This window comes from Verminephrobacter eiseniae EF01-2 (assembly GCF_000015565.1).
GTDB classification, from domain to species: domain Bacteria; phylum Pseudomonadota; class Gammaproteobacteria; order Burkholderiales; family Burkholderiaceae_C; genus Acidovorax; species Acidovorax eiseniae.
This window is the reverse complement of the sequence record NC_008786.1, coordinates 1,578,382-1,590,300: the sequence shown is the minus strand read 5'-3', so window position 1 is coordinate 1,590,300 and position 11,919 is coordinate 1,578,382. Positions and strand designations below refer to the sequence as shown.

Here is an 11,919-nt window from a genome sequence, read left to right as displayed (position 1 = left end):
GCATTTTTGATTTAAGTAGAAACATATCCAGAAGATGAAAAGTAGTTGGACAATTCCTGTGGTGTAAAACAATCAAGCAGGTGCCCGATGGTATTCCAAAGTCCATCGACAGTACGCTGTTCAGCTTGCCTGAGCAGGGCTTTCAGTTTGGAAAAGAATTTTTCGATAGGGTTCAAATCTGGTGAGTAAGGCGGAAGATAACGCAATGTTGCACCAACCCCCTCAATGGCCTCACGCACACCAGAGACTTTATGGCTGGACAAATTATCAGCGATCACGATATCACCAGGGTGCAGCGTAGGACACAGAAATTGCTGTATATAGGCCAGGAATGCTTCGCCATCCATAGGGCCATCCAAGACCATTGGGGCGGTCACGGCGTTTACCCGCAAGCCGGCAATGAAGGTGGTGATTTTCCGGTGACCATGTGGAACACTGGCTATGCAACGCTGTCCCTTCGGCGAACGGCCTCGTGTGCGGGTCATGTTGGTGGATGTGCCCGTCTCATCAAGGAACACAAGCTTTGTTGCGTCAAGTGCTGGCTGGCTTTCCTTCCATGCAACCCGATCCGCTTGCACATCCTTACGCTCTTGCTCGCTGGCGTGCAGAGTTTTTTTTAAAGCTCAAACCCCATTTATTCAGTTGGTGCCATAGGGCTGGGGCTTTGATCGTTATCCCATGCTCGGCCAGCCGTTCGCACATCTCGCGCAGTGTCAAATCCGCTCTGTCTTTAATCCATTCCCGCAACATAGGCTCCACTGGAGCAAGGCAAGATTTCCGATGCCCGCCAATCTGGAAACTATGTCGAATACCTTCTTCAAGACGCGTCTTGACTTGGTACACCCATACTCGACTGACTTCAAAACGCTTGGCAATATCGGTAGGACGATCTCCTTGTTCTATCGCCTTCAGCACCCTATCTCGCAAATCCTGCGAATACGCTTGCATTGCATACTCCTTCAGAAAAAAGACGCCGCATCATATCATGAATTGTTTGGTTTTAAGTCAAATATGCTCTAAACGGCGCGATTCGCGACGCCGGCATGCTCCGCGCGTCACCCTTTCCGGTGTATGCGGCTGGCGTCACGCACCGTGGTCCTTACAAGGACGGGCCGGGCCAGATCAATGTGGCCATCGCCATCGACGGCATGGTCATTCAGCCCGGCGACCTGATCGTGGGCGACGCCGACGGTGTGCTCTGCGTACCGATCGACGAGGCCGAGGCGATCTGCGCTGCCGCGCGAGAAAAAAACGAGCAGGAAAAGCGCGTCATCGCCCACATCGCCTCCGGCACGCTCGATACGTCCTGGGTTGATGCCGCACTCAAACGCCTGGGCTTCGTTGCCGAACCATGAAGCGGCTGAGTCAACCCCGGCAAATTCGCTCGGCATGGCGGCCATCAGAGCATCACCTCGGAAGACATTGGACATGAAAATCGGACTCGTCGGACTGGGCAACATCGGCGTGCATCTCGGCACGCGCCTGCTGGCTGCAGGCCACGAACTGCTGGTTCATGACCGCAATGACACCATGCAGCAGCGCTTGGTCGCCAAGGGCGCTACAGGTGTCGGCAATGCGAAGGAACTGGCCTCGCAGACGGAGATCGTGCTGTTGTGTCTGCCGATGCCTCGGATCGTAGCTGACGTGGCTTCCGAAGTGGCACAAGGCTGTGCAGTGCGCATCGTGGTTGATCTGTCGACGACCGGTCCTTCGGTCACGAAGGAGGTCGAGGCACTGCTCAAGGCTCGTGACATCGCGCTCATCGGTGCGCCGGTGAGCGGCGGCACTGTCGCCGCTGAAAAAGGCACGCTGGCCGTGATGCCTGCAGGATCCGAGGCAGCGTACAGGGAAGTCGAAGCTCTGCTGCGTGTCATCGGCAAGAGCATCTTCTATCTGGGTGCCGATCCCAGCCTCGGCCAGACGATGAAGATCATCAACAACACGCTCTATGCCACCAGCATGGTGGCGAGCTGCGAAGCGTTGGTCTACGGCGTCAAGGCCGGACTGGATTCCAAGACCATGCTCGATGTCATCAACGTGTCCAGCGGCCGCTCTTTTGCCACGCTCGAGCGCATTCCACAGTGCGCGTTGGATCGCAGCTTTCCGATTCGCTTCACCACCGAATTGCTTCACAAGGACATCAAGATGTGCATCGACGAGGCCGAGAAGATCGGCGCACCGATGTTGGTGAGCCCGGCCGCCCGCCAGTTCCTCGCATTCGCCATCACCCAGGGCGATGCCCAGCAGGACAACGTGTACCCAATCCGGCACTTCGAAGGATGGGCTGGAGTCCAGTTCGGCGAGGCGGGTAACAAGGCTTGAGCGGCTTCAAAGACGTCGGCATGCAGCCTCTATGACGCAATGCAGGCGCATCACGAGCTTTCCTCTGTCTTGTTTTCTTCCCTCATCCATTTTCATCAGGAGTCCATGATGTCCCTCATCAAGATCCGAAAAAAACTGCTCAACGTCGAATCCATCTATCACGAAAGTGGTCCGGCGCGCGCCGAGCCGATCAAGATGGGCTGCATTGCTGTGGTGATCCACAACCCCTACGCAGGCCGCTACGTCGAGGACCTCTCAGGTCTGGTGAAAGACGCTACGGCGATGGCCGAGATACTGGTTCCTGAACTGCTGGCGGCCCTCGGTGGTGCGGACAAGATTCAGGCCTACGGCAAGGGGGCCATCGTTGGCCTGAATGGTGAACTCGAACACGGCGCGATCTGGCATGAATCTGGAGGCTGGCCGATGCGCGCCAACCTCCCACTCGCCAAATCGATCGTGCCGGCCGCCAAGGTCGTGGCCTCGGCCGGCACCCGCCTTCAGATCCCGCTGCACCACATCGAAGCCTGCTATGTACGCAGTCATTTCAGCACCATGGATGTCGGCGCCATCGACAGCCCGCGCCCGGACGAATTGCTGTACGCCTTGGTGATGTCGACCGGCAGCCGCGTGCACGAGCGCCTGGGGGGACTGCGCGCGGAGAACGTCACCGTCAAGGACGGCCAGCGCTAAAACGGCGCGCCCGTTGCACCACGCGGAGCGACCCTCCGCGCAAGAAGACGGCACGCCGGGCGGGCGTGCTTCCCCCAACTTGAAAATTAGAGACAAGGCCATGACAAACACACACTTCCCCAAGGCGTTGCTGGCCTTCGCACTCGTGCTGGCCGGCTTCGTAGCCCGCGCCGATTGGCCCGAGCGAACCATCACCCTCGTGGTGCCTCTTGCGGCGGGGGGCAGCACCGACATCACGGCTCGTTTGGTCGCCGAGAAGTTCGCGGGCGAACTCGGCCAGACCGTGGTCGTCGATAACCGTCCCGGCGCTGGCGGCAACATCGGTGGCGCCTATGTCGCCAAGGCGCCGCCGGATGGCTACACACTGCTGATGTCGACCAGCACCATCGCCACCAACGTGACGCTCTACAAGAACATGGGCTTCGACCTGCAGAAGGATCTGATCCCCGTCTCGCAAGTGGCGCTGATCCCGAACGTGCTGGTGGTCAACAACAACGTGCCGGTCAAGAATCTGCGGGAGTTTGTTGAATACGCTCGCCAGAAAAAGGGCGTTGTCAACTTCGGCTCTGCCGGCAATGGCACCTCGCAGCATCTGTCGGGCGCCTTGTTCAACAGCATGGCCCATGGCGAAATGGTTCATGTGCCCTACAAGGGCGGCGCGCCGGCGAATGTCGACCTGCTGAGCGGTCAGATCCAGGCCGTTTTTTCGCCCTTGGTGGAAGTGCTGCCCTACATCGACAGCGGTAAGTTGCGTGCACTCGGCGTGACCACCAAGGCCCGCTCGCCGCGCCTTCCCGACGTGCCTGCCATCGCAGAGGAACTGCCCGGGTTCGACGTTGTGCTTTGGAACGGTGTGTTCGCACCCGCCGGCACACCACCAGCTGTCGTGCGCCGCCTGGGTGCAACTATCAGCAATATCCTGCAGGATCCATCTGTGTGCAAGATATTCGCAGACCAGGGATCCACGCCGGTGGGCAATACACCGGCTGAATTCAAGAAGAACCTGACGGTGGAGATCGATAAGTGGGGCAAGCTTGTCAAGCTGTCCGGTGCGCGCGTTGACTGATCGGAGGCTCGCAATGCACATGTTCACGCCCTTTCATCGTCTGGCGCTCGTCGCCGCGCTGACCCTTGCGGGCTGCGCGGCCGCTGAGCCGGCCGTGTCCGCGCCTTCGTACTTCCTGTCGACGCAGGACGGCCGCGCCGCACTGCTCGACGGCGTGGTCGATGCCGCCAAGGACAAGCTCGCGGTTGTCGAAGAGTCAGGTGGCAAGCTCCGTATCGTGAACGCGATCGTCATGCCGGTCTGGTTGATGGGCCCGCCGAGTTCCATCGCGCTGGTTCCGGCCGGCCGGCTGGCGCTTGTGAGTACAGCCACTCGGCGTGCTCCGGCCGATCCAACCAGGGTAATCGCCTTCGACCTCGTGTCGGTCGCTGCGCTCGATCCTTCGGGCATGGTGCCACCGCGCGCGGTGGCCGCGCTGCACACGGGCGTTGCAGGCATCTCCATCAACCGCACGGGCACCTTGGCGCTGGTTGCCAATCGGGGCGAGGGCTCCGTTTCACTGCTGGCCATTGATGGCGAGCGCGTCGAGACGGTGGCCAAACTGATGCTGGGCGAAAAAGCCGGCCCGGCCCATGCCGCTTGCACGCCGGATGGGCGTCAGGTGTTGGTGCAGGACGCGCTCAATCGTCAGATCCGGCTCTACCGCACCGATGGCAACCAGGTTTGTCGACATCGGCGAGCGCCTACAGTTCAACGGCGCGCCTTCGGCCCTGCGGCTCTGGCGCTGAAACCAATCACGTCTTTTGGATCTCTTCGCATTTCATGAAGCCCTTGCTCCTTGTCCTCGTCTTTCTTTCCGAAGAACACCGTGCCCTAGTCTCCGAGCGCTTCGAGGTGATCTACTCGCCCAATGAAAAGCTGGGCGCTGACCGAACCAACGGCGAGGCCCAGATCGCTGCGCGAGGCCCAGACATTCGCGTGGTGCTGACCAACGGCACGAATGGCTTGCTGGCATCGGAGATCGCTGCCTTGCCGAAGCTGGAATTGATCAGCACCGTAGGGGTCGGTTTCGAGAACATTGCGCTCGACGCGGCCAGCACTCGCGGCATTCCGGTCTGCAATGCGGCCGGCACCAACGACGCCGCCGTGGCCGACCATGCGATGGCCATCCTGCTGGCCGCCATCCGCCGCCTGCCGTTTCTCAACGACGGAGTGCGCAACGGCCTGTGGCGTGACGACATTCCGCGTCCGCCGCATGTCAGTGGACGGCGGATGGGCATCTTTGGCCTCGGTGCCATCGGCAGGAAGATCGCCAAGCGGGCCAGTGGTTTCGACATGGAAATTGGCTACCACAGCCGCACCCGCCGCGACGAGACCGGCTTTCAGTGGTTTGACGGCATCCTGAGTTTGGCGGCTTGGTGCGACTTTCTCGTCATTGCCGCGCCGGGCGGTAAGGCCACGTTCCACATCGTCGACCGTGAAGTGCTCGACGCGCTGGGTCCGCAGGGCGTGCTCGTGAACATCGCGCGGGGCACGCTGGTCGACACGAACGCCGTCGCCGACGCGTTGCGCGAGAAACGCATCTGGGCGGCCGCACTCGACGTTTACGAGAACGAACCCGCACCGCCTGCGCAGTTGCTGGCGTTCGACAACGCGGTGCTCACGCCCCACGTCGGCGGCATCTCGCCGCAAGCGATCCATGCGTCAGTGCTGCGGTTTCTAGAAAACGCCGAGGCACATTTCGCTGGTCGGCCTCTCGTTACGCGAGTCAACTGACTCGCATGTGACTGCCCGCGCGCTGGGGCGCTCCCGGGATCAGTCGGCCTTGATGTTCGCTTCCTTGATGAACGACGGCCACTTCGTCGTTTCACTGCGCAGGTAGTTGCAGCGTTGTTGAATAAATCGTTTTCGAGCCCGAGGGCAGGGATCTGGCATGATTTGCTCGCTTTTACCTGCAGAAAAGCCTGTGCAAACACAGTGAAAACCGCCGTCACATGATCGCAAAAGCCCGTTACAAGATGACCCAGTGCGCAACAAGCCTCGCCGTTCAGGGCAGGCAAGGATAGCGCGGACGGCGTAGCCGTCCTGGGGTGAGGCCGCTGGCATCCGGGGATATGCAACATTCCCCCCCCGGAGGTATCTGCGGCTCCCTGCCCTCAACGGGGCGTCCCTGGTTGGGGAAGCGTGATCATTTCATGCGTCGTGGAGACCTCCAATGCACCGCATCACCCCGCACCAGCCCCACCCGCTATTCGACAGCGCAGCCACAGGCCGCATCGAGCGTGCAGCCGCAGCCACCCTGCCCGCGCACCAGTTGATGCAACGCGCCGGCTTGGCCGTGGCGCAGTTGGCCCAGGCGCTGGCGCCATATGCACGCACGGTGTGGCTGGCCTGTGGCCCCGGCAACAACGGCGGCGATGGCCTGGAGGCTGCGATGCACCTGCAGCGCAATGGCCGCCAAGCGGTGGTCACCTGGCTGGGCCAGCCGGACAAGGCGCCCGCCGATGCCCGGGCCTCCTGGCTGCGCGCACAGGCCGCCGGGGTGCAATGGGCCGACCACGCCCCGGATCAGCTCAGCAGTTGCGACCTGTGCATCGACGCGCTGCTGGGCCTTGGAGTTTCTGCATCGTCATCGCGCGCGATGGACCCGGCGCACGCGATGAACGCCCCGGCGCGAACAATCGACCCGCGCTTGCGCGCCTGCCTGAGCATGCTGCGGCACAGCCTTGCGCCCGTGCTGGCGGTGGATCTGCCCAGCGGGCTGGACGCAGACACCGGCCAGTACGCGCCCGGCCTGGCCCCTGATCCAGGCCCACCTCCTGGCCCGGCACGCTATACGCTGAGCTTGCTCAGCCTCAAGCCCGGCCTGTTCACCGCCGCAGGGCGCGACGCTGTCGGCCAGTTGTGGTTTGACGACCTGGGCGTGGCGCCCGGGCCAGAGCCGCCGAGCGCCTGGCTGTCCGGCCCGGCGCTGGCCGCGCCGCGCGCCCACGCCAGCCACAAGGGCAGCTACGGCGATGTGGCCGTGGTGGGCGGCGAAGGCTTGGCCGAGCGCGGCCTGGGCATGACCGGCGCCGCCTTGCTGGCCGCGTCTGCCGCATTGCACAGCGGCGCGGGCCGGGTGCTGGTGGCCCTGCTGGACGACGGGCAGTTGCCACTGGACCCGCAGCAACCCGAGCTGATGCTGCGCCGCTTCGAGGCCCTGGCGCTGGAACGGTTGACCGTGGTCTGCGGCTGCGGCGGGGGCCAGTCCGTCGGCCAGCGGTTGCCTGAAGTCATCACGCGCGCGGCCCGCTTGGTGCTCGATGCCGACGCCCTCAACCACATCGCCGGCCATGCCGCCCTGCAAGCGCTGGTGCTGGCGCGTGGCCAGCAGGGGCGGCCCACCGTGCTGACCCCCCATCCGCTGGAAGCCGCCCGGCTGCTGGGCTTGAGCACTGCCCAGGTGCAGGCCGACCGGCTGGGCGCCGCCCGGCAACTGGCCACACGGTTTGCTGCCGTGGCCGTACTCAAAGGCTCGGGCAGCGTGATTGCAGCGCCGGGCCAGACGCCCGCGATCAACCCCACGGGCAATGCGCTACTGGCCAGCGCAGGCACCGGCGATGTGCTGGCCGGCATGGTGGGCGCGCGCCTGGCGGCAGGTGCCAGCCCGCTGAACGCCGCCTGCGACGCGGTGTATGCCCATGGCCGGGCGGCCGACGCCTGGCCTGCCGGTCAGGCGCTCACAGCCGGCGAACTGGCGCGGCGGCTCGGTCGCTGAGCGCGGCAGCACCGCCGGACACCCCAACCGATCATGCTTGTGGCGCTTGTTCTGCTTGCGTCTGTAGCCATCAAGAAATGAGCAAGCCACCAGTGGATGGCGGGCGGCACATCAGTTGCGGCGCGGCTTGCGCGCTTTGCCGGTCTGGCCGGCGACCGCTTTTTTCCTGACCGCCTTTTCCTTCTTCTTGACCGGCGCCTTCGGGGGCGTTTCTGCCACCGTCCCGCTGACCGATGGCGCAGCCCCCGGGGCCGACTTGCGCCCTCCCGAGCGCCCGCCGGTCTTGCGCGCAGCGCCACTGGCGCCATCCCCTCCTGGCAATTCCTCGCCCTCGCGCACCAGGCGAAAGTCGATCCTGCGGCCGTCCAGATCCACGCGGCTGACCTGCACCCGCACCCGCGCACCAATCGCATAGCGGATGCCGGTGCGCTCGCCGCGCAGTTCCTGGCGCGCCTCGTCGAACTTGAAGTACTCGCCCCCCAGTTCGGTGATGTGCACCAGGCCCTCCACATACATCGCGTCGAGCGTCACGAAGATACCGAAGCTGGTGACCGCGCTGACCACGCCGCTGTATTCCTCGCCCAGATGCTCGCGCATGTACTTGCACTTGAGCCAAGCCTCGACATCGCGGCTGGCCTCGTCGGCCCGGCGTTCGTTGGCGCTGCAATGCAGGCCCGCAGCTTGCCAGGCCAGGCCAGCGCGGCCGAGCGCCTGCTGGCGCGGCTTGCTGCCCGGCGCGGCCAGCCGCTTGGCCAGTTTGGCCTGCGCCTCGCCCGGTGCCGGCAGCGCCGGCAACTGGTACTGCGTCTTGCCCAAAATGGCCTTGATGACCCGGTGCACCAGCAGGTCCGGATAGCGCCGGATCGGGCTGGTGAAATGCGTGTAGGCATCGAACGCCAGGCCAAAGTGGCCGCTGTTGACGGGCGTGTAGATCGCCTGCTGCATCGAGCGCAGCAGCATCATGTGGATCTGCGGGGCGTCTGGCCGATCCTTGGTGGCCTCGGCAATCGCCTGGAACTCCGCAGGCTTGGGCTCATCGCTGATCGACAGGCCCACCGCCATGGCCTTGAGGTAGTTGCGCAGGAGCACCTGCTTTTCCGGCGTGGGGCCTTCGTGCACGCGAAATAGCCCCGGCTGGCCGCCCTGGACGATGAAGTCGGCGCTGCAGACATTGGCCGCCAGCATCGCCTCTTCGATCAGCCTGTGCGCATCGTTGCGGATGCGCGGCACGATCTTTTCGATGCGCCCGTTCTCGTCGCAGACGATCTGCGTCTCGGTGGTCTCGAAATCCACCGCCCCGCGCTCGCGCCGGGCCAGCAGCAGCGCGTGGTAGACATCGTGCAGGTTTAGCAAATCCTTGACCCGCTCCTGGCGCTTGGCGGCTTCAGGCCCGCGCGTGTTGGCCAAAATGGCGGCGACCTCGGTGTACGTCAAGCGCGCATGGCTGTACATCACGGCCGGGTAGAACTGGTAGGCCGGCACCTCACCCCGGGCCGTGACCAGCATGTCGCAAACCATGCACAGGCGCTCGACCTGCGGGTTCAGCGAGCACAGGCCGTTGCTGAGCTTCTCGGGCAGCATCGGAATCACGCGGCGCGGGAAGTAGACACTGGTGGCGCGGTCGTAAGCGTCAATGTCGATCGCGCTGCCGGTCTCCACATAGTGGCTGACATCGGCAATCGCCACCAGCAAACGCCAGCCCTTGGCGCGGCCGACCTTGGCCGGCTCGCAATACACGGCATCGTCAAAGTCGCGCGCATCTTCACCGTCGATGGTGACCAGCGGGATATCGCACAGGTTGACGCGGTGCTTCTTGTCCTGCGCGCGCACCTTGTCGGGCAAGCCCTTGGCCTGCGCCAGGCCGGCAACAGAAAACTCATGCGGCACGCCGTACTTGCGCACCGCGATCTCGATCTCCATGCCCGGGTCGTCGACCTCGCCGAGCACTTCGGTGATGCGGCCCACGGGCTGGCCGAACAATGCCGGCGGCTCGGTCAGTTCGACGACCACCACCTGCCCCGGCTTGGCAACGCCGGTGGCGCCCTTGGGGATCAAGATATCCTGGCCATAGCGCTTGTCCTCGGGCGCTACCAGCCACACACCGCTTTCTTGCAGCAAGCGGCCGATGATGGGCTGGGCCGGCCGTTCGATGATCTCGACCACACGGCCCTCCGGGCGGCCGCGCCGATCCTGGCGCACGATGCGCGCGCGCACGCGGTCCTTGTGCAGCACTGCGCGCATCTCGTTCGGCGAGATATACAGGTCGCCTTGGCCGTCGTCACGGATGACGACCCCGTGCCCGTCCCGGTGCCCCTGCACGCTGCCTTCGATCTCGTCCGACACATGCGCGGACTGCGCGCCGGAGGTCATTTTCTTGCTGTACAATCTTAGTCTTTCCTGAAATGCCCAGGTGGCGGAATTGGTAGACGCACTAGTTTCAGGTACTAGCGAGTAACATCGTGGAGGTTCGAGTCCTCTCCTGGGCACCAAGTTTAACGACAACCGGCAACGGTCTCCAAAATAAAAGAGCCGCCCCGGGACGGTCTATCCCCCACCCCGGTGGCGCTCAGACCCGCCTGCGCAAGCTCGCAACCTGTTCGAGGCCATTTCGGAGCAAGGCGAGTTGGTCGATCCACGCGCCCAACCCAATGGCCGACGTGGTCGTACAAAGCACAGTCGCCAACCTGATCCAGTGGTTGCGCGCAATCACGGTGATGACGTTTTGCGTTTCATGACCGATCCGGGAGTGTCCTTCACCAACAACATCGCCAAGCAGGCGGTGTGCATGTCCAAGGTCAAGCAGAAGATGGTGCAGAGCGCAGTCGTGCGCGGTGACGAGGTGACACTAGCCGGCTTCGGCTACTTCGAGGCGGTCCTTGCGAAGCGCCTCGCACCGGGGAGAGCGCAGACATCGGAGAAAAGCGTCGTTCGAAGTTCACGGTCGCACGCTCAAGACCGCCGTGCTGGGCGCACCCTTCCTGCCCGTTCTGGCCGGCATAGTTTCCAGATTGGCGGGCATCGGAAATCTTGCCTTGCTCCGGTGGAACCTATGTACATAATCCCGGACGATTGCATAAACTCCAAACGCTATCCGCTGTTCATGGCCAGAGCAGTCCTGCAGGAGCTGATAGAGTCCTTGCAATCCACCCCGGGGAGTGTCAAACCATGTCGATGGCCCTGCACAAGAACGCCCGCACCACGCCGGCCGTGCGTGCCGAGATAGCCGCCAGTAGCCAGACCGCCAGTGTCTTGGCCCAGCGCTATGGCATCACCGAACAGACGGTCTACAAGTGGAAGAAACGCGAGGTCTTCGTGGACCGCTGTCACACAGCCCATCGCCTGCAGACCGTGCTCACGCCTGCACAAGAGACCGTGGTGGTCCACCTGCGGCGCACCTTGCTGCTGCCCCTGGATGACCTGCTGGCCGTTACGCGGGAGTTCCTCTGCCCTGATGTGTCACGCTCGGGGCTGGACCGGTGCCTGCGCCGCCACGGGGTGGGCAACCTCGATGCCCTCAAGCCCCGGGAGCCTACGGTGACCCACCAGGCATTCAAGAGCTACGAGCCGGGCTACGTGCACATGGATGTGAAATACCTGCCCCAGATGCGCGACGAGAGCCGCCGGCGCTACCTGTTCGTCGCCATCGACCGGGCCACGCGATGGGTGTTCGTGCAGCTCAAGGCCAACAAGACGGCCGCCAGTGCACAGGCCTTCCTGAAGACATTGCACAAGGCTTGCCCGATCAGGATCAACAAGTTGCTGACCGACAACGGCAAGGAGTTCACCGACCGACTGTTTGCCAGCGGCGAGCGCCAGGCCAGTGGCAACCATGAGTTCGACCAGTTGTGCCAGGCGCTGGACATAGAGCATCGGCTGACCAAGCCCAGGACGCCGAGAACCAACGGCATGGTCGAGAGGTTCAATGGTCGCATAGCCGATGTCCTGAAGACCCACAGGTTCGACAGCCGCGAGGACATGGAGCAGACCTTGCTGCGCTATGTGGCCTTGTACAATCACCAACTGCCGCAATCAGCGCTGGGCAGCAAGACGCCTATGCAGGCCATGAAAGAGTGGCATCAGCAGCACCCGCATCTGTTTCACAAGAGGCCATATGATCGTCCGGGATGCGACAGGTAAGCGA

General features: G+C 63.3%; 9 protein-coding genes, 1 tRNA gene and 1 pseudogene. 9 read left to right on the top strand and 2 right to left on the bottom strand.

All coding sequences use genetic code 11. From position 1 onward, the window contains the following. Window positions 1-11: 11 nt before the first annotated feature. Window positions 12-948 (bottom strand): IS630 family transposase gene (locus VEIS_RS31515; RefSeq protein WP_407831813.1). Its coding sequence is split into 2 segments (ribosomal slippage): window positions 12-620 and window positions 622-948, totalling 936 coding nucleotides; the frame shifts between segments, so codons are not numbered across the junction. 68 nt (window positions 949-1,016) lie between these two features. On the opposite strand from VEIS_RS31515, the pseudogene VEIS_RS06975 reads away from it, so the two are divergent. The 7 genes and pseudogenes from VEIS_RS06975 to VEIS_RS06945 all read left to right on the top strand — a co-directional run. After that, a pseudogene (locus VEIS_RS06975) lies at window positions 1,017-1,355 on the top strand (RraA family protein); the annotation flags it as partial. Between the two features lie 73 nt (window positions 1,356-1,428). Next, complete coding sequence (locus tag VEIS_RS06970; protein WP_011809201.1) at window positions 1,429-2,322, top strand: NAD(P)-dependent oxidoreductase; 894 nt, start codon at window positions 1,429-1,431, stop codon at window positions 2,320-2,322. Window positions 2,323-2,430: 108 nt separating this feature from the next. After that, the gene (locus tag VEIS_RS06965) at window positions 2,431-3,012 is read left to right on the top strand and encodes an amino acid synthesis family protein (protein ID WP_011809200.1); all 582 of its coding nucleotides are present in this window, start codon (window positions 2,431-2,433) and stop codon (window positions 3,010-3,012) included. A 79-nt stretch (window positions 3,013-3,091) separates the two neighbouring features. Further along, window positions 3,092-4,078, top strand: coding sequence for a tripartite tricarboxylate transporter substrate binding protein (locus VEIS_RS06960; protein WP_232287870.1), 987 nt, complete (start codon window positions 3,092-3,094; stop codon window positions 4,076-4,078). 13 nt (window positions 4,079-4,091) lie between these two features. Further along, the gene (locus VEIS_RS06955; protein WP_011809198.1) at window positions 4,092-4,844 is read left to right on the top strand and encodes a lactonase family protein; all 753 of its coding nucleotides are present in this window, start codon (window positions 4,092-4,094) and stop codon (window positions 4,842-4,844) included. Continuing rightward, on the top strand, window positions 4,841-5,794 hold the full coding sequence (locus tag VEIS_RS06950) for a 2-hydroxyacid dehydrogenase (RefSeq protein WP_011809197.1): 954 nt from the start codon (window positions 4,841-4,843) through the stop codon (window positions 5,792-5,794). Before VEIS_RS06955 ends, VEIS_RS06950 begins: the two co-directional genes overlap by 4 nt. 439 nt (window positions 5,795-6,233) lie before the next feature. After that, window positions 6,234-7,778 (top strand): bifunctional ADP-dependent NAD(P)H-hydrate dehydratase/NAD(P)H-hydrate epimerase, encoded by a 1,545-nt coding sequence (locus VEIS_RS06945; RefSeq protein WP_011809196.1) that lies wholly within the window; start codon window positions 6,234-6,236, stop codon window positions 7,776-7,778. 111 nt (window positions 7,779-7,889) lie between these two features. Here the strand turns inward: VEIS_RS06945 and rnr are convergent, their stop codons facing one another. Then, a complete protein-coding gene (gene rnr, locus VEIS_RS06940) occupies window positions 7,890-10,163 on the bottom strand; it encodes a ribonuclease R (RefSeq protein ID WP_041949869.1) in 2,274 nt (757 codons plus the stop codon). 19 nt (window positions 10,164-10,182) lie between these two features. Here rnr and VEIS_RS06935 point away from each other — a divergent pair. Both VEIS_RS06935 and VEIS_RS06930 read left to right on the top strand, forming a co-directional pair. After that, a tRNA-Leu gene (locus tag VEIS_RS06935) sits at window positions 10,183-10,267 on the top strand. A 676-nt stretch (window positions 10,268-10,943) separates the two neighbouring features. Continuing rightward, window positions 10,944-11,915: an IS481-like element ISVei2 family transposase gene (locus tag VEIS_RS06930; RefSeq protein WP_011809194.1), complete on the top strand. Its 972-nt coding sequence runs from the start codon at window positions 10,944-10,946 to the stop codon at window positions 11,913-11,915. Window positions 11,916-11,919: the final 4 nt, after the last annotated feature.

Bases quoted from the DNA above. Each gene is read 5' to 3' on its own strand.
- VEIS_RS06970 (WP_011809201.1), top strand. From the start codon at position 1,429: ATGAAAATCGGACTCGTCGGACTGGGCAACATCGGCGTGCATCTCGGC.
- VEIS_RS06965 (WP_011809200.1), top strand. From the start codon at position 2,431: ATGTCCCTCATCAAGATCCGAAAAAAACTGCTCAACGTCGAATCCATC.
- VEIS_RS06955 (WP_011809198.1), top strand. From the start codon at position 4,092: ATGCACATGTTCACGCCCTTTCATCGTCTGGCGCTCGTCGCCGCGCTG.
- VEIS_RS06950 (WP_011809197.1), top strand. From the start codon at position 4,841: ATGAAGCCCTTGCTCCTTGTCCTCGTCTTTCTTTCCGAAGAACACCGT.
- VEIS_RS06945 (WP_011809196.1), top strand. From the start codon at position 6,234: ATGCACCGCATCACCCCGCACCAGCCCCACCCGCTATTCGACAGCGCA.
- VEIS_RS06930 (WP_011809194.1), top strand. From the start codon at position 10,944: ATGTCGATGGCCCTGCACAAGAACGCCCGCACCACGCCGGCCGTGCGT.